This window comes from Streptomyces milbemycinicus, assembly GCF_002154605.1.
Classification (GTDB): Bacteria; Actinomycetota; Actinomycetes; order Streptomycetales; family Streptomycetaceae; genus Streptomyces; species Streptomyces milbemycinicus.
This window is the reverse complement of the sequence record NZ_MUNE01000044.1, coordinates 13,524-33,916: the sequence shown is the minus strand read 5'-3', so window position 1 is coordinate 33,916 and position 20,393 is coordinate 13,524. Positions and strand designations below refer to the sequence as shown.

Below are 20,393 nucleotides of genomic sequence, written 5' to 3'. Positions count from 1 at the left end.
GTCAGGCGTTCGGGGGCGGGGGTGAAGGCGAGTTCTACGACCAGCATGGGAGCCGTCCCTTCTCGGTGCTGTCCGGTCTCGGTGCTGTGCGGTCTCGGTGTTGTCCGGCGGAACGTATCGCCGGCGCGGCCGGGCGGGCTGTATCAGCTGATACACGGGCGACNNCGTGCTCGCTCGTCGCGAGCACGACCCGGCTCCGCCCTGCGCGCTGTCAGGTCGTTCTCGGGACTGAGCCCGTCCCGAAAGGACCGTTCGTGACCACCGACCAGTTCGAAATGACCGACGGCGACTACGTTCCCGATCCCGAGCGCGACACAGCGCTGCTGATCGCCGGTTTCTTCGACCACATCTCCGCCACGCTGCAAAAGCAGGCGCTTCCCGGCGACCTCGTCTCCCCGATGCGTGAGCGGCACGCGGAGCTGGAGGCGGCGAACGCGCAGATGGTCGTCGACGAGCCCTCGCGCTACAACCTCCGTATCACCCTCGCGGTGGTCGCGGCGTACGAGAAGCTGCTCCCGCGGCTGGGCCGCGACGCCGCCACCCGCGCGGTACGGGACGCGCTGGTCGAACCGCTCGGCGAGGCGGTTCACGCGAGCACCCGGGCCATGCTGGACGCCGCACCGGATCCGTTCCGGGCGATGGTGGACGTGTCGAAGGCCCGTGAGGAGTACGCCTTCGGGAAGACCTTCACCTTCCAGCGCCCCGCCGACGACGATGAGCGATATCTGGTGGACATTCACCGGTGCTTCTACCACGACGTGCTCACGGCGAATTCCGCCGCGGAACTGACCCCCGTCATGTGCGCGTTCGACGGGAACTGGATCGAGGCGATCGACCCGGAAAGGCACGGGTTCCGCTTCGACCGTGCTACCACCATCGGCCTGGGCGGCGCCACATGCCCGTTCCATTTCACCCGCACCGCGCCCTGAGCGACGTCCCGGGTCGGTAGCTTTTGAGGGCCGATCCACCCAAGTAAGTCAAGGCTTACTTTCTCGGGAATTCAGCCGCATAGTGGTGCGGCTGAATTCCCGAGAGGAGCCATGTGTTGTCGCAGGCCATCGATACCGCCGCCCGGTGCCAGATCGAGCTGGAGCAGGCCCATGTGTCCGCCCTGTACGGACTGATCAGCGAGCGGATCGCCGACGCGCGGACGCAGTTGGCCGATGTGCTGAAGGCATCGGCCGGGCGGAGCGACAGCGCGGGCGAGGTGTACGAGCGCGAGGTCGCCGCCGGGCGTCTGGCGAGGGAGGTGCGCAGGCTGGAAGGGGCCGAGGAGGGGCTGGTCTTCGGCCGGATCGACGGTGCGGACGGTACGGCCCTGCGCATCGGACGTCTCGGCCTGCACACGGACGAGGACGATCTGCCGCTGCTTGTGGACTGGCGCGCTGACGCGGCGCGGCCCTTCTACGAGGCGACCCCGATCCACCCGATGAGCCTGCGGCGCCGCCGTCATCTGCGGCTGGAGGGCCGCGCGGTGGCGGCGGTGAGCGATGAACTGCTGGACGGCTCCGCCCCCACCGCCGACGACATCGTCGGCGACGGCCCGCTGGCGGAGGCGCTGCAGGCACGGCGTACGGGACGGATGCGGGCGGCGGTCGCGACGCTGCAGGCGGAGCAGGACGACATCGTCCGGTCCCCGCACCGGGGGGTGACGGTGGTGCAGGGCGGCCCCGGCACCGGCAAGACGGTGGTGGCGCTGCACCGGGCGGCCTATGTGCTGTACGCGTTTCCGCGCGCCGCCGAGCGTGGTGTCCTGGTGCTCGGTCCGAACGCGCGGTTCCTGGACTACATCTCCCATGTCCTGCCCTCGCTCGGGGAGAACGATGTGGTCCTGGCGACTTGTCAGGACCTTGCAGGAGCAAGGGCTGTTCCGGACGCCGTGGAGCCGATCGACGCGGCCCGCCTCAAGGGCAGCGCCGTGCTGGCCTACGCACTGGCGGGCCTGGTGCGCGCCCGGCAGGCGCCGCGCGATGACTTCGCCGTGCGCGTGGGACAGGAATGGATCCGCCTGGAGGACGGGGAAGTGGCCAGGGCACGCGACGCGGCCGTGGCAGCCGACGTAGGACACAACCGGGCGCGCCAGGTGTTCAAGGAGCTGTTGGCCGACGCCGTCACGCAAGCGCTGGAACGCGGCACGGCCGAGACTCTGGAGCGCATCGACGCCGAGGTCGCGCAGAGCACCGGCCTCGACCTCGACCGGGCCGCGGCGGCCGATCTGCGCCGGCTCGGCCTCGACGACGCACCGGCCGAGGGGCCGGCCGATGAGTTCGACGCGCGGGCCGTCCGGGCGAACCTCCTGGACGACGCCCACTTCGACGGTGCCGTGGAGGCGCTGTGGCCACGGCTCGCGCCCGACGACCTCGTACGGGCCCTCCTGACGGACCCCGACGCACTCGCCGAGCATCTGCCGCGGCTGACCGATGACGAACGGTCCCGGCTGCTGCGCACTCCGCACACCGACGGCCGGCGGCGGACCGACGCGTGGACCGGCGCGTGGACCGGCGCGTGGACCGACGCGTGGACCGATGCGTGGACCGACGCCGATGTGCCGCTGTTGGACGAGGCGGCGAGCCTGCTCGACGGCCCGCCGGAGCGGACGTACGGACACGTCGTCGTCGACGAGGCGCAGGAGCTGACCGCCATGCAGTGGCGGATGGTCGTGCGCCGCTGCCCGGCCAGGTCGATGACCCTGGTGGGCGACTTCGCCCAAGCGGGCCCGGCGTCGACCGCACACGACTGGCAGCAGGCCCTGAACCCCCATGTCGGCTCGCGGTTCAACCTGCACACCCTGACCGTCAGTTACCGCACCACGCAGGAGATCCTGGCCACCACCCGGGATCTGCTCGCACGTATCGCCCCCGGACAGACCCCGAGCCGCTCGATCCGCCGCGGCGAGGTGCCCCGTACCCGCACCGCACCCCCGCACACACTTGCCGCCACCGTCACACAGGAGCTCCGGGCCCAGGCCGCGGCGCACCCCGGTGAACTGCTCGGGGTGATCTGCGCGGACACCAGGCTGGACGAGCTGACATCCGCGGGGATCGCGCGGCAGGCGCGCCTCGTACCGGCGTCCGAGGCGCGCGGTCTGGAGTTCGACGCGGTCGTCGTCGTGGACCCGGAGGAGATCATCGCGGCCCGCTCCGGTGGCGAGCGGGACCTGTACGTCGCACTCACTCGGGCGACGAAGCGGCTCTGCACGATCGCCGTCCGGTCCGATCGGTGACGTCGGGTCAGCGGTGTCGAGGGAGGTGGCCATGGCCGGGGACGAACCGTTGACGTGGCGCGCGCTGGGCGCCGTGCCGCTGTTCGCGTCGCTGCCCGAGGCGCGACTGCGGGAGCTGTGGGCGGCGTCCGTGCCGCGCGGCCACCCCGTCGGCAGCGTGCTCAGGTCGGCGGGCGCCCCCGCCGATCACCTCCTGGTGCTGCTGCGCGGCCGGGTCGCGGCGACGGGCACGACCGGCGGCGGGCGCGTGGTCCGGTACGGGCAGTGGGACGGCCCGTGCGCGTTGGACAAGGTCGCGCTGCTCGACGGCCGGGGGCATACCGCCACGTTCACCGCCCTGACGTTCTGCGCGGTGCGCAGTGTGCGGCGCGACAGGTTCCTCGGGCTCGTCGACGACACGGCTGCCGTCCGGGCCCATGTGTTCGCCGTGCTCGCCCGCCAGGCACGCGCGCAGCAGCAACGGCTCACCGAAACCGCCACCCTCCCGGCGGAGGCCCGGCTGGCCGGCTGGCTGCTGGCGCAGGCCGCCGCCTTGGCCAGGGGAGCCCCGGGGCCCGCGCGGGTGCGGATCCCAGGAACACAGCAGGCGCTGGCGGACACGCTCGGTGTGACGAGGGTGACCGTCAACCGGGCGCTGGCCCGGCTCCGGCGCGACGGGCTGATCCGTGTCGAGGGGGACTGCGTCCACCTGCTCGCCCCGGAGTCCCTGGCGCTGCGCGCGGGGGACGGGGGCGAGCACAGGAACGGGGCTCAGGGCTTGTAGACCTTGCCGGCCTCGGGCTTCCCGGGGGCCATCAGCTCGGAGACGGTGACCACCGTGTAGCCGCGCTTCTTGAGCCCTTCGAGGATCCCGGGAACGGCAGGCACGGTGCCCTTGTAGATGTCGTGCAGCAGGATGATGCCGTCGCGGTCCACCTGGTCGAGCACCCGCTTGGTGATGAGCGCGGAGTCGGTCGTCTGGTAGTCCTTCGCGGTGACGCTCCACAACACCTGCGCGATGCCGAGCTCACGGCAGATCTTGGTGACCCGGTCATCGGTGCGGCCCTGCGGCGGGCGCATCAGCAGGGGCTGCTTGGAGCCGGTGATCTTGGCGACGGCGTCCTGGGTGCGGGTGATCTCCTCGCGCACCTCGTCGTCGTCGGACTTGGTCAGGATCTTGTGCGTCCAGGTGTGGTTGGCCAGTTCATGGCCCTCCGCCGCGATGCGGCGCACCAGGTCGGGGTGTTTGAGTACATGGTTCTTGCCGAGCATGAAGAAGGTCGCGTGCGCGTTCTCCTTCTTCAGGATGTCCAGCAGGCGGGGCGTGTTCTCGCTGGGCCCGGCGTCGAAGGTGAGGGCGACGCACTTGGCCTTCGAACAGTCGACGGACCCCGCCTTGACCTCCTTCCCGTCGGCCGAGGCCCGCTCGCGCGCGCTGCTCGGCGCGGTCGCGTCGTACGAGGCGCCGCCGCAGCCGCTGAGGGCGAGCGCGAGGGAGGCGGCGGCCAGAAGTCCGGCTATCGGCTTGGCTTTGTGCTTCCGGTCCGTCGATATGCTTTTACGTCTATACACGCGGTGTAGATGTCGCGACCAGCACAAAGGTTGGCTGCCGTGACCAAATAGCGATCAGGAAGCGACCTCCGCGACATCACAGCGATCGGGCGAGCCGGAATCCGAGGTCGTCGATGCGCAGGGTCGGATGGCTCTTGCGGCGGCACGACGCCCGGCACCCCCGAGGCGGGTCGTACGCGCCTCCGCCACGGAAGACCCGGTACGGGCCGTAGACGCCGGGGTCGTACAGATCCCAGCACCACTCCCATACGTTGCCGATCATGTCGTGCAGGCCCCATGCGTTCGGCGCCTTGGCCGCGACCTCGTGCACCCGGTCGCCGGAGTTCCCGCGATACCAGGCGATCTCGTCGAGTTCGCCGTAGCGCACACCGGAGTCCCCGGCCCGGCACGCGTACTCCCACTCCGCTTCGGAGGGAAGTCGATAGCCGTCGGCCGCCCAGTCGCAGTCCACGTCCCGCGCGTCGGGGTCCTGCTCGCTGCCCAGCGCGTAGCAGGGCGTGAGCCCGCTCGCCTCCGAGAGCAGATTGCAGAACCGGATCGCGTCCAGCCAGGAGACCTCGGTCACCGGCGTCCGCGCCCCCGCCGCACCGCCCGCGGGGGCCTCGCCCCGTACAGTGTCGTACAGCTCGCGGGTCACGGGATGCGGCGCCAGCCGGAAGGCCGCGACCTTCACCTGCCAGGTGGTCCGCGTGCCCTCGTCCCGCAGGACGATCTCCCCGGCGGGGATCTCCACCATGGCCGTGCTCATGTTCGTGCTCATGGCTGTGCTCATGTCCGTGCTCATGTTCATGGAGGCCGTGGCGGGAATCGAACCCACGTAACTCGCTTTGCAGGTTTGTCCAGGCTGGTCAGGGCGCGATCCGGATGCGTTCACAGCCATTCATATTAGTGCGGACACGCTGAGCGCCAGGCCCGTCTGAACGCCTCTGGACGGCCGCGTACGGCGATGAACGAGACGGAAACTGAGACGGGTCCGGGCCGCTGACCTGGACGGTACCGCGCGCGACTAGGGCGTCGGCTGTGAGCTATGCACTGCACGGTCTTTGCGCGTCGGCGTACTCGGGGCACCGGCGGTAATAGCTGTCATCGAGGTTACGGCTGTGTGTTGCTCGGCCATGATGGGGTCGCCATCCACGCCAGTAGCGGGTGTTACACCGATTGCACAGTGGCGCGCGTACAAAGCCGTGCGTATGGCAGTGATCCCACACGCTAGCCCGCACGGTCATGCAGCTCGCGCACATGAACCGGGCAGCGGTCGGCCAGTTCCGTCGCCCCTGGGGATCGACGCGGTAGGGCTCGCCCGTCAGCTCCCCGTCATACACCACTGCGTCCGCGTCACTGCCCCTTGCGCCGTAGACGACCGCAGTGCGGGTGCACTCGCCGCGGTCGGCCACGACCGCGTCCCCGACCCGTTCGAACCAGCCGGCGGCATCCTGCCCGTGGTGCGCCCCTAGGCAAGAGCATTGGCATTCAACGCCCGTCGCCTCTAAACATGCCCTGGTGCACTGCGAAAGCCTCGACATATCTCGCCAAAGCACGATGAACCCGTACCGATCGACCGCTGCCGTTACCAGGCGCACGAGACTGCTACGTGGCAGATTCCATCGGTCATCGCTGAGTTCCGGGGATCGGATGCCCACTGTCTCGTGGAGCCAACGGCGGTTGCCTTTCCGGGGCGGGATCTTGGCGATCACTTGCCCATGCAGCGGGAGCCACACCATCGCCACTGGCCCTATCCCGGGTTTGGTGACTACGCGTCCATCGACGATGCGAACCGGTAAGTCGTCCGTCACGATCCCACGGTGGCATGTAGACCGGCAGTGAGGAACCCCACCTCCGCAATTGTCGGCGCTGGTCAGGGCATGGTCCGGCCGCGTCCGCGGTCGTTCAGAGCCGTACTGTGGGCGTGCCTTGCGTACGACCGTGACGGGCGCCCATCGCGTACCGTCGCCCTGTGCTGGCACTACGACAACGGATAAACGCCAGAGGCCGGACCGCTGCTGTGGTCCGGCCTCTGGGCTGGCGGAGGCTACGTGTCGAACTAGTGAGGGGTTGCCCCCAACACGCTTTCCAACTGTCCGCGTGACCGTACGGGGGCGTCCGTGGGGGTTCACGCGGCTCGTCAGATGGGGTGCGCGTACTGCGGTGAACAGTGGTGTCCGTCGGTGCACTGGACAAAGACCAGGACAACAAGCGGCTCGTAGCCGGGACCCCAGCTCAGACGCGAGGGGCGACACCGACGAACTCCGCTCCGTTGTGGTTGCCCACGATGAAGGCGAAGCTGTGTCCATTGCTGCACGTGAGGTCGACGCGCACGTACCCGCCGCGGGTCCCTAGCGGGCTGTCGTAGTCGCCCCGGCCGGGCTGCACGTCAGCTTGTTCAACCTCGTCGTTGCCGCAGGCTGGACACTTGAGCTGCCAGCGCATGCTCTACGCGCAACTTGCCGAGAAGAGCCCCGCGACGGCGACAACCTACGGCACAGTTGGTCGCATGAGATGGCGCGGCAGACGGGCATGGTCTTCACTCCTCGGGCCTCTTTTTTTCGTTACTTTCTTCACTGCGGGGCCCGGATTGCTAAAGGAAATTGTGACGAACCCTCCCGCTTGGGTAACCCCGTTGGCGGCAGCGCTCGGCGGTAGTGTGCTACTCATAGCTACGCCACTCCTTCAAGCTCGCGTCGACGCCATAAGGCGGAAAGATGAGCAACTGGACGAGCAGGACAGCACGCGGGAGGCCGCGCTCCAACGCCTGGTGGGGGAAAGATCTGATTTCCCACTCGTTAGTGAAGTTAGCGATCGGGCCGTGCTGGGAATTCATCCAGCCATTCCACTTCCTGCAGGCTCAGACAGCTCACTTTCTCATGAACTACCTAGTTACGTCTCGCGTGACGTTGACGCAGATTTTCACACAGCGCTCCGCGCGAAACGAGCAACTGGCGGGTTCATCGTCCTCGTTGGACGTGCTGCTTCTGGTAAAACGAGATGCGCGTACGAGGCAGTTAAGGCAGTCCTGCCGGAATGGCGGCTCTGTATGCCCAGCGGTCCCGAATCCCTCAAAGGGGTGGTCGAAGCTGCCGTCAATTTGAATCAGACGGTCATCTGGTTGGACGAAGTTCAGAACTTCATAGGGCCAGGAAAGGTGGAGTCGGAAACCATACGCCAACTGCTTTTCAATAGCAGCCAACCCGCGATCATCATTGGAACGATTTGGCCCGATAATTACTCAAGGCTGCGCTCTCGCTTGACTAGCGAGGACGATGAAGATCCGAATCGAGACGCCCGAGAAATACTTAACCTGGCCACGCGCTTCGACATAGCGGGATTCAGTGCGGCCGAGCGGGAGCGAGCTGAACGTATCGCACAGATTGACCCGCGCATACGTGAGGCCATGTCAAACGAATCGGAAGCGAGCCTAACTGAGATCCTCGCCGCTACACCGGAACTCGTACATCGCTGGCAATACGGAGAGAGCGACCTTGGCCGACTGGTAATCACAGCCGCAATTATGGCGCGGGTGTGCGGCTGCGGAGAGCCAATTCCCGCACAGCCCCTTCAGGACGTCACGCAGCTTCTGATGAGTGGCAGTCAGCGCGCCCGTGCACCTGAGGGTTGGTTTGAGGAAGCCACGGGCTGGGCGTGTGAACCCACGCGAGGATCCGTCTCAGCGCTGGCCCCGTACGCAAAAACCGTTGGCTCCTTCGACGGATACACGGTTAGTGATGTCCTCGTGCAAAACGCAATCGAATCCAGCGAGGTCAAGGAGAAAATACCCGACAATATTTGGGATATCCTAATATCGTCCACTCCTCCGGCCTCATGCCTGTCGATCCTCATCGAAGCCATCAAAATCGGAAATATGAACGCGGCGGAAAAGGCGGTCGAGCGATGCGCGGCCTCAATTAGTTTCACACCTGCGATTTGGGTCTGGGCCGTGACACTTGAGCGTGCCGGACAAGAAGAAAAAGCTCTTGAATGGTGGATGCGTGCAGCGCAAGACGACGGGGTGATCCAAGGCAGTGCATTGCTATCTGCCACTTCGGCCGGATTGTTGCTATTTAAAATGGGGCGGTTTGAAGAAGGTGATGTCTGGCTTCTAGATGCCGCCAGGAGGGGGCATTCCAGTGCCATGGGTGCGTACGGCCTTTCACTGATCCGGCAAGGAAAGACTGAAGAAGGTATACACTGGAGTCGTCTCGGTGCCGAGGCAGGTAACGCCATATCAGCCGCTATCCTCGGGCGAACACTGGCATCGCAAGGCCGTACTGAAGAGGCTGAGCATTGGCTACGCAAGGCAGCGGAAGATGGCAGTCTGGATTCCCAGGCGCAGTTGGGGTTCCTGCTGGCACGTAACCCAGGCAAGCGGGCAGAAGCTCTGAACTGGCTGTCCAGAGGAGCTGATTCAGGGAACCCAATGGCAATGGTTGCGCTGGGCCTGTTGCTAGGTAAAGCAGACGCAGAGGAGGGGCGAATCTGGTTGCAGCGAGCAGCAGACCAAGGGGAAGTGGCTGGCATGGCTGGCCTTGGTGTCATGGCGGCGGAAGTCGGAGATTTACATTCAGCAGAAATTTGGTATCGGAGGGCCGCTGGAAAAGGTAATCCGGTAGCCATTGCGGAGCTGGCAAAAATCCTTCGCTCATCTGGGAGAGCAGAGGAGGCCGAACGCTGGGAGCAGCAAGTCACCGATTCAGATAGGCCAGACACTATTCAGCCGGAGATCCAGAATCGTGCTGTAGGCGAGCTACCGCCACCCACGCGTGGGGAAGAGTAGCTGTGGGCATGTCCTGCGGTGTCGTGGACGTGGGAAGCTTGAGAGCTAAGGCAGGCCGGATGGAGAGGGAGAGTCAGTGGCGCAGCAGGCGAGCCCTCGGGGGACTTTCCTGGAGATCGCAGCGGCCTTGAAAGCGCAGATCAAGGCTGAGCCGGAGATGACGAAGCTGCCGCCGACGGCCGACCTCATGAAGGCTCATGAGGTATCTCGCGGGGTCGTACTCCGGGCATTCGGCGCGCTTCGGAAAGAGGGCGTTGCCGAACCGGTGCCGGGTGGGCGTTGGCGTGTCGTACGGGCAGGTGAGCGGACTGACCGCCGCCCGCTGGAACAGCGCATTGCGAACGTGATCTCGGATGAAGGGCTGACGGTCGGGGCAGCGTTTCCCAGCGCGTCCGCTCTGGCCGAGCGGTTCGGAGTCTCACGCCCCACGGTGACTAAGGCTCTCGACAAGTTGGAGGCCGCTGGCGTGCTCGCGAGTGGAGGACAGGGCAGGGTGCGGACCGTCCGCGCCGTGCCGATTCGAGAGGAGCGTTCGTAGCTTGTCGGAGCTGACGGAGTGGGCTTATCCCTTGGCTGAGTCCCTGCTTGCGGAGCCGCTGCCGCGCCGCTGGAAGCACTCGCTGGGGGTCGCCGAACGGGCACGTACCATCGCGCCCATCCTCGGGCGGGATGCGGAGCTACTGGAAGCCGCTGCTGTCCTGCACGACATTGGCTATTCGCCGGACCTCGCCAAGACTGGCTTTCACCCGCTCGACGGCGCCCGCTACCTCCGCGACATCGCCCACGCCGACGAACGGGTCATGAACCTCGTTGCGCACCACACCTGCGCATGGATGGAGGCTGAGGCACGGGGCCTACGTGAGGAGTTGGAGGGCGAGTTCCCGCGTGAGAGCGCGGACCTGATTGACGCGCTCTGCTACTGCGACATGAACACTACGCCGGACGGCGAACCGACCAACCCTGTGGACCGGGTCAACGAGATCGCCGGCCGCTACGGACCGGACAGCCTGATTGGCAGGTTCATCCGTCGCGCTGAGCCGGAGATCTGCGCGAGCACGGCGCGTGTGCTCGAACGGGTCGCCGCCGCCAACCGTCAGCCGATGTAGGGGGTCGTCCGCGTCCGGTCCATGGCGTGCTCGATGCGGAGCCGCATGGTGGGGTGGATGTCCAGCTTCGACAGGTCCGCTGGGTCGACCCAGCGGACCTGTGTCGTTTCGTTGCTCGTACGGATCTCGCCGCCGATCGGGCGGGCACGGAAGCAGATGCTGAACTGTTGGCGGACCTCTCCGTCGTCGTACTGCATCACGTGTCCGGGGTCGGTGTAGATCCCGGACACCTCCACAACTTCGACCTTGATGCCGGTCTCTTCCCAGACTTCGCGTACCACGGTGTCACTGATGGACTCGCCTGCGTCGTGTCCGCCACCTGGCAATGCCCAGCGTCCGTTGTCGGACCGCTGGATCACGAGCACCTGTCCCGCGTCGTTCTGGACGAACGCCACGACGGAGGGCACGACCGAGTTGGCCGGCGGAGCGTCGGGGTCGTGTAGGTAGTCAATACGTCCCATGGTCAGGCTCCCGTGATGTCGCGGTCCGTAACCTGGCGAGCGCCTCCCCAGGTCTGTTCGATGCTATTCGCGTACGTGTCGAACAGGCCGCCGCCAGGCATGCGCCGCAAGTGGAAGACGGGCGCCATGTATGCGCCGATGCCGTAGACGTGGGGGTTGACCAGCATCTCGTCATCGGATCGGTAGATGGAGTTGTAGAGCGTCGTGGCGTGCAGTCGGACGCCGACCTCGGGATGGTCCTTGAACAGAGGCCGGTAGTTCACCAACGCATTCCGGATCTTGCCGTCCATAACCCGGTGACCTTCGTCGATGCCGCGCTGCCGAACGGCTTCACAGTCTGGGTCCCCTAGCAGGATGCGCACCTGCGTGGTCCCCTCGACCTTCTTCTTCAGTAGATCGTGAAACCGGGTGTCCTCCGACAGGAAGAGTCCCGAGTAGACGAGAACGTCAAGGTTCCTGTCGGCCCGTGCGTACATCTCGCGCCACAGACTCTGCGGCACGGTGTGGCGGTGCGGGTAGACGGCAACAATTTCGGCCTTAGCCAGGTCCGTTGCACTCTCAAGCGTCCGACCGTCATCCCACAGCGTAGTGACGTCGACCTTGAGCGCTGCGGCCGTCGCGTACTGGTGCCGCCGGTACGGCACCTTCCCTTGAGTGATCCAGCGTTCGACCGTCTTCGGGTTGACCTCGATCTCTTGAGCCAGGTCCTGAACTGTCATGCCGCGAGCCAACAGGGCCGACCGCAAGCGTTCGTTAGACATCTGCACCCCCCGGAGGGACATCTAGGGACTCATGACCGTAACCAGAAGTCCCTGAGCTTTCCAGCGAGGGGGTAACCAACTCCCCTGACCTGCGCCGATTCTGAATGTGCGCCAAGAAGTCCCGGCGCAAGGCCAAAGGGGTTCCGTCGGGGTACTTGACGGGCCCCCATGCGGTACCTGTAAAACAGGTACCGCAAGAAGCGACGCCCGGAGGGTCCCCGGAAGGGACTCGATGGAAGCGCCTGTTCTTTGAGAATTCAACAGAGTGATTTGAGATCGACGGGGCTTGACCCCGTCCCCGTGACGGCCGGGTGACGACCGTCGGCCCCGGTGTCCAGCCGTGAGGGCGCGGAATCGACTTCCGCCCGGGGCCACTGGCCCGCCGCGACGTACGGCGTTGGCCTCATCTCCGGACGCGGCGGCACTCCCGGACAGGACAGCCCGCCGCGCCGGATCTCCCATCCCGACGCATCAGGAGGCTCAGCATGAGCGAGCACGTGACCCCCCAGGGCGCCGTCAACGTTGAGATCATCTCGTTCGGTTACCTGCACGACGCGCCCCCGCCGGCGCATCTCACGATCGACCTGCGCCACCACTTCCGCGACCCTCACGTGTCGCCGGAACTGCGCTATATGACCGCCGACGACGCACCCGTGCGCGCTGCTGTGATGGGCACGCCCGGCATCGCCGCCCTGGTGGAGGCGACCGCCACGGCGGTGGCCGCCTTCGCCGCCGGCCCCAGCGCCGGAACGGTCACGGTCGCCGACGGATGCGCCGGCGGGCGCCACCGCGCTCCCACCTTCGCCCGCGCCCTCGCCGACCGGCTGACCGCCGCCGGACACACAGTGACCGTCCGCCACCGCGACATGGGCAAGGACGTCGTCCAGCGCTGACACCGCCCCACCAGCCCCGGACCCGCCGCAGAGCGGCGGGGGCCGTGACGGAGCCGGATCGAATCCGGCCCGGGGCACTGGGCCCGCCGCTTAGCGCGGTGGTGGCCCTCATTCCGGTGCGGCGGCACTCCCGGACAGGACAGCCCGCCGCCTGGTCGCCTTCCCGACGTAGCAAGAGGAGAGATCCATCATGCGTATGCGCACGTTCGTCGCCGGCCAGGAAGCGCACGGCGACATCGAGTTCGCGGAACTGGCGCTCGGTATCGACGCTGACCTGTTTCGGGGCCCGTTGAAGTTCGAGACGGACGGCGAGCGTGCCGCCCGTGAGGATGCGGCCCGTGACATCCTCGCCGATCTGCGTGCGGAGGCGGAGGCCGGTGACGAGATCGCCGGTTGGGACGCCCTGTACGCCGAGGCGCTGACCCACACGGTGCCGTTCCTGCGCGCCGCTCGCAGCAACCGGCTGGGGACGGGGGAAGCGGCATGAGCACCATCGAGCAGAACCTGACCGCCGCGCATGCGGAGGTGAAGGCGGAAATCGCCCGGACCGACAGCAAGACCAGCCTGCTCTTGGCGTTCATCGGCGCCTTGCTGGCTGGCGTATGGACCGTCGCCAACGACGCGCACCTTCCGGCCCCCGCCTATGCGGTCGGCGGTACGGGCGTGGCCCTGTTGGTCACCGCTGCGGCCTTGCTGCTGCGGGCAGTGCGGCCGAACCTGGGTGGTGCCCGTCCGATGGGCTTTCCCCTGTGGGCGACGCTCTCGGCCGAGCAGATTCGCGCGACGCTGGCCGAGGATCGGCGCGAACAGGACATCGCGAACCTCTCGCGTATCGCGGTCGCCAAGTTCGCCAACCTCCGCCGCGCGGTCGACCTGACCTGCGTGGCCGGTGTGCTGCTGCTCGTGGCCGCCGGTATCGCGGCGGGAGGTGCGCTGTGAGCACTCTGCACACTGTGGCCGCTGCCGGGCCGCTGGCCGCCGGATGGGCCGTGCATGGTCTGTGGTTCCGGCGCCGTATTGAGGCGGCTCGCCGTGACCCGCTCACGGGCCTGCTGGGCCGTGACGCGTTCGAGCGCCGGGCCCGGAAGCTGCTTGCTGGCGGGTCCTGTGCGGTGCTGATCGTAGATCTGGATGGCTTCAAGACGCTGAACGATTCGGCCTGGCATGCGGCTGGGGATGCCGCGCTGCGGGCCGTCGGTTCCCGGCTGATCTGCTGGAAGCGGGTTGCCGGCGGGGTGGTGGCCCGGTTGGGCGGGGATGAGTTCGCCGCCGCCATCTATGTCCGCAGCCTGGCGGAACTGCGCTGGGAGCTGGGGCGGCTGCACACCGCGCTGTGTGAGCCCGTGCGGTTCGAGGGTCGGCCGGTGTTCGTCGGTGCCTCGATCGGCGCCTACTGGCACCCCCGCCGCACTCCCGTGGACCTGTCCACAGCGATGCGCCGTGCGGATGAGGTCATGTACGCGGTCAAGCAGACCGGCGGCGGCTGGTCCATCGCCTGCAACCCCACGCCCGCCTATCGCACGGTCAACGGCCGCCGCGACGGCCGCCCCGGCACCGACGACGCCCCGGAAGGAAGTGCACGGTGAACGGAACCACCACGCGGACCGGGGCAGGAGCCCGGTTCCTCAACTACGTCCTGCTCGGATGCCTGCTGCTCATCCTGGCCCTCCAGGCCCCTGGCGTCACCCTCGGCGTTCTTGCCGCGCTCGGCGCGCTGCTGGTCTGGACGGCTGCTCAGCCGGTCGTGTGGGCGTTCCTCCTGGGCCTTGCCGCGCACCGCCTCAGGAGGTGGCACCCGTGACTACCGAACGCCGTACCCAGGGAAGTGGCGTGACGCAGACGCGCAAGCCACTGACGAAGGTTCAGATCGGGGTTCTGACGGCCGCGTTCGTGCCGATGCTCGCCACGGGCGTTGTCGGCGGGATCGGCACATACAGCAACATCGGTCACGCCTACGGCACGGGGACCGCACTCGGTGCTCTCGGTGCCGGTGAGGGCGCCACGGCCGTCCTCGCCCTGGTCCTGCTGGGACTGACCATGCTGGGGCAGTCCTCGCCGCGCGTCGTACGGATCGGGCTGTGGGCGTTGCCGTCCGCCGCCGCCGTCATGGGTGCCATGGCCGCGCCTGACCCGGGGCGGACCGTGATCTACGCGCTCACCCCGATGGGCATGTCCGTCTCGGCGGAGGGCATGGCGTTCCTCGCCCGCCGGATCGTCGTCCACACCGACGGCCGCGACGCGGAGAACGAGCGGCGCACCGCCGACATCGTGCAGGCCCTCGCCTACCACCGCGCCCGCGCCACACACCACCCGAGCAATCGGATCAAGTGGTGGTCGGAGCGCAAGTCATGGCGTCTGGCCCGCAAGGTCGGAGTCGGGGACGCGGCGCTCGGATCGAGGCTGCTGGATGTCCAGCGCAACCGAATCACGGACGGCGCGGATGCCGCACTCGCCTCGATGTTCGGCGGCACCGGCCCCGTATCCGCCCCGGTCTCGAATGCGGAGGAATCCACTGAGACTATGAGGAATCGGTCTACGGCTGACCTGCGGGAATCGACCCCGGCGCCGTCGGTCGTGCTCACCCGGTTTTCGGTGCCCGATCCGGTGGCGGTCGACTTCGTGAAGCCGACTCTCCCCCTCAAGCCGGCGCCCGCGATCGCCCCGGCGGTCGACCCGGTCAAGGCCGATCCTTCGCCGACCAGTCGGCGGGCGGTGGCGGCCGACTCCCCCCGATCCCGTCGGGCGACCGGCCGGGTTCCGGAGGTGGCGCGGTCGCCCCGGCCAAAGCGCACGGCCGAACAGTTGCTCACTGAGGCCCGTACCGCTACGGCCGACTGGCCCGCCGACCGGATCACGGCGGAGGGCATCCGCCGCACGGTCCGCACCTCGCCGGCCAATGCGCGGATGCTGCGGGACACGATCCTTGCCGAACGCGCTGACGACGGCGGTAAGGCCGCGTGAAGCGGCTGACCCTCGCCGACTGCTTCGACCCGGCCGGGGAGCGCTTCGGCATCCCCACCTTCCCGTGGAGGTGCGCCCCGGACGACTTGGCCACCCGCCGCCAACTGCGCAGTCGGGGACTGCGGCCGGGTGGTCAGGATGTCGCGGCGCAGATCCTGCGCCCGCGTCGTCGGCGGGAACCGCTGACCGCGTACCTGTACCGGGTCGACCTCGCCCGGCCGGTGCGTCCGATGACCCCGGCGCGGTGGCGTGCGCACGAAGCGATGATGCGCGCCCGCCGCCGCTGCCCCAAGTGCCGTCGGGACGCCGGATACGTCCTTCCGGCCGCGCTCGGAACCTGCGTGACCTGCGCCTATCCCGAGGAACAGCGCGTCGCCTGAACTACCCCGAATCCCGGGTCCGGCCGCCCGACCTTCCACAGCAAGCCGACCGGACCCTTCGACTCCCGAAGGAGTAGGTACATCGTGACGGAAACCACCGCGTTCCCGCCCCCGGATGAGCCGGAGGACACCAACGAGCGGACGGCCGAGGTGTTGCCGTTCCCGCTGAAGAAAGACGCCACCCCTGCCGCTGCCCCTGCCGAGGGTCCGGTGAAGCCGGGGGAGTGGGAGGCCGAACTCCCCGACACCGACGACCCTGAGGCCGAGGGGCTGGCCGACGGCGAGCCGGTTGACCCGGCGCGCGAGGTCTACCCGCCGTCGGTGGCGGAGTGGATGGAGGCCAAGGACAAGGCGCGCTTGCCGGTGCTGCCGGATTGGGTGAAGCTGCCCGACCAGCGCACGGCCGTGCGCAAGTGGGCCGTGCGCCACTACTCGGCCGTGGTCGGCTACCACGCCGTGCGCCTGCCCTGCATCTACACCCCGAAGATTCTCATCTACTCGCCCCGCGGGGCGTGGCGCTGGTCGGCCGCGATCGGTCGGTGGGTCTTCGACGCCGAGGGCAAGCCTCTGCGGCATGCCGCTGTGGCGGCGGAGGACGCGGCGGAGTACCTGAAGCTGTCGCGGCAGCGCAACGACCGGGTGAGGCTGCGGGGCATCGTGGCCACGATCGCCGCCTTCATCGGCCTCGCCGCCGCCCTGACGCTGTACGTCATGGCGCCGTCGTGGCTGCTCCTGGTGTCCATCGCCGCCCTGACAACCACGCTCGGGGTGGTGGGGGCGCCGGCTGACCGGCCGCTGATCGATCTGGCGAAGGTGACGTTCCGCAAGCGGCGGCTGTCCTCGGACATCGTCATCCGGGCGCACGAGGTGGCCGGGCTGACCAGCAAGGATCAGACGATCGCTTTCCCGCGGCCGATCGGCCGGGATGGCGACGGATGGCGGGTCGTGGTGGATCTGCCGTACGGCAAGACGTTCGAGGACGCGATGAAGGCGCATGCGCGTCTCGCCTCCGGTATGGACATTGCACCGACTCAGTTGTTCCTGGACAAGGACGAGACGAGCGGGCGGCGGGTGTCGTACTGGATCGCCGACCGTGACCCGCTCGCCGTGCCGTCGGGCAAGTCGCCGCTGCTCGGGGCGACGCGGGTGGACTTCTGGAAGCCGTTCCCGTGGGGCGTGGACGAGCGCGGCAACCCGGTCATGGCCACGATGCTGTGGCTGTCGCTGCTGGTCGGCGCCGTGCCGCGTCAGGGCAAGACGTTCTCCGCCCGCACGATCGCCCTTGCCGCCGCGCTGGACCCGTACGTGAGGCTGTACGTGTTCGACGGGAAGGCGTCACCGGACTGGCGCACGTTCGCCAAGGTTGCCCACCGCATCGGGTTCGGCATCGTGCCGAAGAGCGGGTTCGACCCGGTTCAGCATCTGCTGACTTCGCTGCGGGAGCTGAAGGCGGATGTGGAGGACCGGTACCACCGGCTGTCGGAACTGCCGCTGCATGTCTGCCCGGAGGGCAAGCTGACCCCGGAGATCAGCCGGGACAAGAAGCTGAACATGCCGCTGACGCTGTTCGTGGTGGATGAGGTGCAGGAGTACCTGACCCACCCCGAGCACGGCAGGGAGATCCTGTCTCTGATGGTCTACCTCGCCCGGGTCGCCCCGGCCGTCGGTGTCTCGGTGATGACGGCGACGCAGAAGCCGGACGACAAGGCGTGCCCCTCGGAGCTGCGTGACCAGCACCAGGCCCGGTTCGCGCTGCGGGTCGGCGCCTACCAGGTCTCGGACACCATCCTCGGTGCGGGCTCGTACAGCGAGGGGTTGGACGCGTCGAAGCTGCTGAAGTCCCACAAGGGTGTGGGTCTGCTCAAGGGCATGTCCGATGACTCCGGCATCGTCCGCACCTACCTGGCCGACGGCCGGGACGCGGAGCGCATCCTGACCCGCGCCGCCGCACTGCGCGAGGCCGAGGGCACCCTGTCGGGCGACGCGGCCGGGGACGCCCCGGCGCCGGAGGTCTCCGCCACGATCCTGGACGACGTTGCCGCGGTGCTCGGCAAGGGCGAGACCAAGGTGTGGTCCGAGACCATCGTCGACCGTCTCGCCGACCTGCGCGCCGAGGTCTACGGCCGTGGGCGGAGCTGGAGCCCAAGCCCAAGGCAGAAGCGCTCACCGCCGCGCTCAAGCCGTTCGGTATCGGCACGGTCCAGATCAGCCGCCGCATCGACGGCGAGCAGGTCAACAAGCGCGGCATCAAGCGCGACGACATCGCCACCGTGATTACGGAGCGCAACAAGAAGCGGGACGCCGGATAGGCCCTCACGGGCCGCTACCGGTAGCAACCCCGCTAGCGACCCATACCGCCCCTGATCTGGCCGCTAGCACCTAGCGGCCCACCTGCGGAAACCCTTCAAACCACCCTCTGAGAGGCCCTGATGAGCCTTCCCGCCCTCGCTACCGCCTTCCTTCTCATGGTCACGCTCGGTTACAGCGTCAAGTGCTGGCTGAGCCCGTTCGGCGACTGCCGCAAGTGCGACGGCATGGGCCACGCCTTCAAGACCGACCGCAAGGGACGCCTCAAGCGCGGCAAGGACTGCCGCCGCTGCCAGGCCACCGGCAAGCGCATACGCGTCGGCCGCTGGATCTACAACCGCGCCGCGCGCACCTACCGCGCCGGCACCCGCTGACCACCCTTGGGAGGACCCGTGATCGTCACCATCCCGCTCGTGCTGCTGCTCGCCGGTGGCCTGGCCCTGCTGCTGCGCTTCAAGGCCCTCGGTGCCGGTGCGGCCGTGGTCGCCGCGCTCTTCGGCTTCTACCTCGCCGACACCGATGCCAGCGACACCGTCAACCAGCTTGTCACCGCCGTGACCAGCGCCCTCGCCGGAAACGACCGCTAGAAGGGAGACGGGACGTGCACGAACCCACCACGCCCCACCACTGGCACGGCCCGGCCGGGTACGACGCGGCGGCCGTGGAAGTCCACCACCCCATGCCCGTCATGCCCGCGCACACGGCGCCGATCGTGCCCATGCAGCCGGGCGCCATCCCGACGGTGGCGAGCGTCGTCATGCCCGACGGCCGGGTCATCACCGGCTACGCCATCGAACCCACCCACCCCGCGCCGGTCGCGGCCAAGCCGGCCGTCTCGCGCACGGCGGTCAACATCGCCCTCGGCGGCATCGGGTTCGGCGCCGTGTGCGGCGGGCTCGTGCTGCTCACCACGTTCATCGCCGCCCTCGCCGCGCTCATCCACCAACTCATCATCCTCGCCGCCGTCATCTTCGGCGGCTGGATCGCCGTCCAGATCTTCGGCCACCGCTCCAGCGGCGGCACGACGGTCAACATCCGCAAGGCCGTCATCAAGCGCAACCACTTCCACACCTAGCCGGGAGATCCCATGGCAACGCGTCTGGTCACCTGCTACATCGCCGTGTGCGACCTGTGCGGCGCCACCACCGACGCCGACGGCTTCACCCCCCACCTCGACAGCCCGGAAGAGGCCGTCCGGTACATCACCGAAACCGCCTTCGGCGACAGCGGATGGACCCTCAGCCCGGACGGCCGGCTCGTCTGCGACACCGTCACCGACCCGGCACACGAAACCGTCCACGAGAAGGCCGGGAAGCGCATCCCCACCCCCGGCCCGGACGCCATGTGCGTCACCTTCCCTACCACCTGAACCCGCCGAAAGGAGAGCCATGTTCGAGATCCGCGTCATCTGCGACCCGACCGACACCGACCGCGTCGTCGCCGCACTGGACAGCACCTTCACGACCGGCACCGTGGGCGTCTACCCCACTCGTGACGGCAAGCGGAACCGCCTGTACGCCACAGCCGACCACCGCCCCGAGCCGGGACCGTGGCCCACGCCGGACGAAGCGTACGCGTCCTCCCCGAGCATCGTCCGCGAGATCGGATGGACCGCTCAGACGGCCGCTGACAAGCCGTTCGGCGAGGACCTGGACCGGGAGTACTGGCTTCGCAAAGCCGCACTGCTGGACCGTATCGCGCTGCGCGACGAAGAAGACGGCGCCCTCGGCGACGCTGCCGAGGTGGCCACGGAAGCGGCCCGCCGACTCATCGAGTGGGACCGGGACGGCGAGGGCGACTACCACGGCGCCCCGTACTGGCCGGAACACCCGGCGGCCACCGCCGATCCGCGCGGCTACGTCCGCCAGGAATACGCCCACTGGGCCAAGAACAACTAGCTACGCCCGAGGGCGGCGGCACTCCCGGACAAGGACAGCCCGCCGCCCTCGGTCTCCGTATCCCGACGAAGCAGAACAGGAGAC

The 20,393-nt window shown here is 68.0% G+C and carries 24 protein-coding genes; 19 read left to right on the top strand and 5 right to left on the bottom strand.

The window, feature by feature from the left end; genetic code table 11:
- Window positions 1-254 precede the first annotated feature (254 nt).
- The 3 genes from CCN51_RS03905 to CCN51_RS03895 all read left to right on the top strand — a co-directional run bounded on the left by CCN51_RS03905 (window position 255) and on the right by CCN51_RS03895 (window position 3,986).
- Window positions 255-929, top strand: coding sequence for an L-2-amino-thiazoline-4-carboxylic acid hydrolase (locus CCN51_RS03905; RefSeq protein ID WP_014179177.1), 675 nt, complete (start codon window positions 255-257; stop codon window positions 927-929).
- Between the two features lie 116 nt (window positions 930-1,045).
- Window positions 1,046-3,223 (top strand): HelD family protein, encoded by a 2,178-nt coding sequence (locus tag CCN51_RS03900; RefSeq protein ID WP_014179178.1) that lies wholly within the window; start codon window positions 1,046-1,048, stop codon window positions 3,221-3,223.
- A 31-nt stretch (window positions 3,224-3,254) separates the two neighbouring features.
- On the top strand, window positions 3,255-3,986 hold the full coding sequence (locus CCN51_RS03895) for a Crp/Fnr family transcriptional regulator (protein ID WP_014179179.1): 732 nt from the start codon (window positions 3,255-3,257) through the stop codon (window positions 3,984-3,986).
- On the opposite strand, the gene CCN51_RS03890 is transcribed toward CCN51_RS03895, so the two are convergent.
- The 3 genes from CCN51_RS03890 to CCN51_RS59125 form a co-directional block, all read right to left on the bottom strand.
- Entirely contained in the window at window positions 3,974-4,774 is an 801-nt protein-coding gene (locus CCN51_RS03890; protein ID WP_014179180.1) for a polysaccharide deacetylase family protein, read from the bottom strand. The two genes, CCN51_RS03895 and CCN51_RS03890, sit on opposite strands and share 13 nt — an antisense overlap.
- A 76-nt stretch (window positions 4,775-4,850) precedes the next feature.
- Complete coding sequence (locus CCN51_RS03885) at window positions 4,851-5,534, bottom strand: formylglycine-generating enzyme family protein (RefSeq protein WP_043487495.1); 684 nt, start codon at window positions 5,532-5,534, stop codon at window positions 4,851-4,853.
- A 265-nt stretch (window positions 5,535-5,799) separates the two neighbouring features.
- Complete coding sequence (locus tag CCN51_RS59125; RefSeq protein WP_264349584.1) at window positions 5,800-6,297, bottom strand: endonuclease VII domain-containing protein; 498 nt, start codon at window positions 6,295-6,297, stop codon at window positions 5,800-5,802.
- A gap of 1,508 nt (window positions 6,298-7,805) precedes the next feature.
- On the opposite strand from CCN51_RS59125, the gene CCN51_RS53010 reads away from it, so the two are divergent.
- The 3 genes from CCN51_RS53010 (at window position 7,806) to CCN51_RS03870 (ending at window position 10,648) form a co-directional block, all read left to right on the top strand.
- Window positions 7,806-9,542 (top strand): tetratricopeptide repeat protein, encoded by a 1,737-nt coding sequence (locus tag CCN51_RS53010; protein ID WP_158104644.1) that lies wholly within the window; start codon window positions 7,806-7,808, stop codon window positions 9,540-9,542.
- 76 nt (window positions 9,543-9,618) lie between these two features.
- Window positions 9,619-10,080 (top strand): GntR family transcriptional regulator, encoded by a 462-nt coding sequence (locus CCN51_RS03875; RefSeq protein WP_014179184.1) that lies wholly within the window; start codon window positions 9,619-9,621, stop codon window positions 10,078-10,080.
- A gap of 1 nt (window position 10,081) precedes the next feature.
- On the top strand, window positions 10,082-10,648 hold the full coding sequence (locus CCN51_RS03870; protein ID WP_014179185.1) for an HD domain-containing protein: 567 nt from the start codon (window positions 10,082-10,084) through the stop codon (window positions 10,646-10,648).
- Here the strand turns inward: CCN51_RS03870 and CCN51_RS03865 are convergent.
- A complete protein-coding gene (locus CCN51_RS03865; protein ID WP_014179186.1) occupies window positions 10,636-11,109 on the bottom strand; it encodes an NUDIX domain-containing protein in 474 nt (157 codons plus the stop codon). The two genes, CCN51_RS03870 and CCN51_RS03865, sit on opposite strands and share 13 nt — an antisense overlap.
- A gap of 2 nt (window positions 11,110-11,111) precedes the next feature.
- Window positions 11,112-11,828 (bottom strand): XRE family transcriptional regulator, encoded by a 717-nt coding sequence (locus CCN51_RS03860; protein ID WP_238545453.1) that lies wholly within the window; start codon window positions 11,826-11,828, stop codon window positions 11,112-11,114.
- A gap of 527 nt (window positions 11,829-12,355) precedes the next feature.
- On the opposite strand from CCN51_RS03860, the gene CCN51_RS03855 reads away from it, so the two are divergent.
- The 13 genes from CCN51_RS03855 (at window position 12,356) to CCN51_RS03795 (ending at window position 20,309) form a co-directional block, all read left to right on the top strand.
- A complete protein-coding gene (locus tag CCN51_RS03855; protein ID WP_014179188.1) occupies window positions 12,356-12,763 on the top strand; it encodes a RapZ C-terminal domain-containing protein in 408 nt (135 codons plus the stop codon).
- Between the two features lie 196 nt (window positions 12,764-12,959).
- Window positions 12,960-13,250, top strand: coding sequence for a hypothetical protein (locus CCN51_RS03850; RefSeq protein WP_043487496.1), 291 nt, complete (start codon window positions 12,960-12,962; stop codon window positions 13,248-13,250).
- Window positions 13,247-13,702, top strand: coding sequence for a Pycsar system effector family protein (locus CCN51_RS03845; protein WP_014179190.1), 456 nt, complete (start codon window positions 13,247-13,249; stop codon window positions 13,700-13,702). The genes CCN51_RS03850 and CCN51_RS03845 overlap by 4 nt, the downstream gene beginning before the upstream one ends.
- Window positions 13,699-14,349, top strand: a complete 651-nt coding sequence (locus CCN51_RS03840; RefSeq protein WP_014179191.1) for a GGDEF domain-containing protein — start codon at window positions 13,699-13,701, stop codon at window positions 14,347-14,349. The genes CCN51_RS03845 and CCN51_RS03840 overlap by 4 nt, the downstream gene beginning before the upstream one ends.
- The gene (locus tag CCN51_RS03835; protein WP_014179192.1) at window positions 14,346-14,564 is read left to right on the top strand and encodes a hypothetical protein; all 219 of its coding nucleotides are present in this window, start codon (window positions 14,346-14,348) and stop codon (window positions 14,562-14,564) included. The genes CCN51_RS03840 and CCN51_RS03835 overlap by 4 nt, the downstream gene beginning before the upstream one ends.
- Window positions 14,565-14,593: 29 nt before the next feature.
- Window positions 14,594-15,724, top strand: a complete 1,131-nt coding sequence (locus CCN51_RS03830) for a flagellar biosynthesis protein FlhF (protein WP_014179193.1) — start codon at window positions 14,594-14,596, stop codon at window positions 15,722-15,724.
- Entirely contained in the window at window positions 15,721-16,104 is a 384-nt protein-coding gene (locus CCN51_RS03825) for an RRQRL motif-containing zinc-binding protein (RefSeq protein WP_014179194.1), read from the top strand. The genes CCN51_RS03830 and CCN51_RS03825 overlap by 4 nt, the downstream gene beginning before the upstream one ends.
- 84 nt (window positions 16,105-16,188) lie before the next feature.
- Window positions 16,189-18,378: a cell division protein FtsK gene (locus tag CCN51_RS03820; protein ID WP_014179195.1), complete on the top strand. Its 2,190-nt coding sequence runs from the start codon at window positions 16,189-16,191 to the stop codon at window positions 18,376-18,378.
- A 155-nt stretch (window positions 18,379-18,533) separates the two neighbouring features.
- Window positions 18,534-18,785, top strand: coding sequence for a hypothetical protein (locus CCN51_RS03815; RefSeq protein ID WP_014179196.1), 252 nt, complete (start codon window positions 18,534-18,536; stop codon window positions 18,783-18,785).
- Between the two features lie 18 nt (window positions 18,786-18,803).
- On the top strand, window positions 18,804-18,998 hold the full coding sequence (locus tag CCN51_RS03810) for a hypothetical protein (RefSeq protein WP_014179197.1): 195 nt from the start codon (window positions 18,804-18,806) through the stop codon (window positions 18,996-18,998).
- 14 nt (window positions 18,999-19,012) lie between these two features.
- The gene (locus tag CCN51_RS03805) at window positions 19,013-19,486 is read left to right on the top strand and encodes a hypothetical protein (protein ID WP_014179198.1); all 474 of its coding nucleotides are present in this window, start codon (window positions 19,013-19,015) and stop codon (window positions 19,484-19,486) included.
- Window positions 19,487-19,498: 12 nt separating this feature from the next.
- Entirely contained in the window at window positions 19,499-19,780 is a 282-nt protein-coding gene (locus tag CCN51_RS03800; protein ID WP_014179199.1) for a hypothetical protein, read from the top strand.
- A gap of 19 nt (window positions 19,781-19,799) precedes the next feature.
- Window positions 19,800-20,309: a hypothetical protein gene (locus tag CCN51_RS03795; RefSeq protein ID WP_014179200.1), complete on the top strand. Its 510-nt coding sequence runs from the start codon at window positions 19,800-19,802 to the stop codon at window positions 20,307-20,309.
- Window positions 20,310-20,393 lie beyond the last annotated feature (84 nt).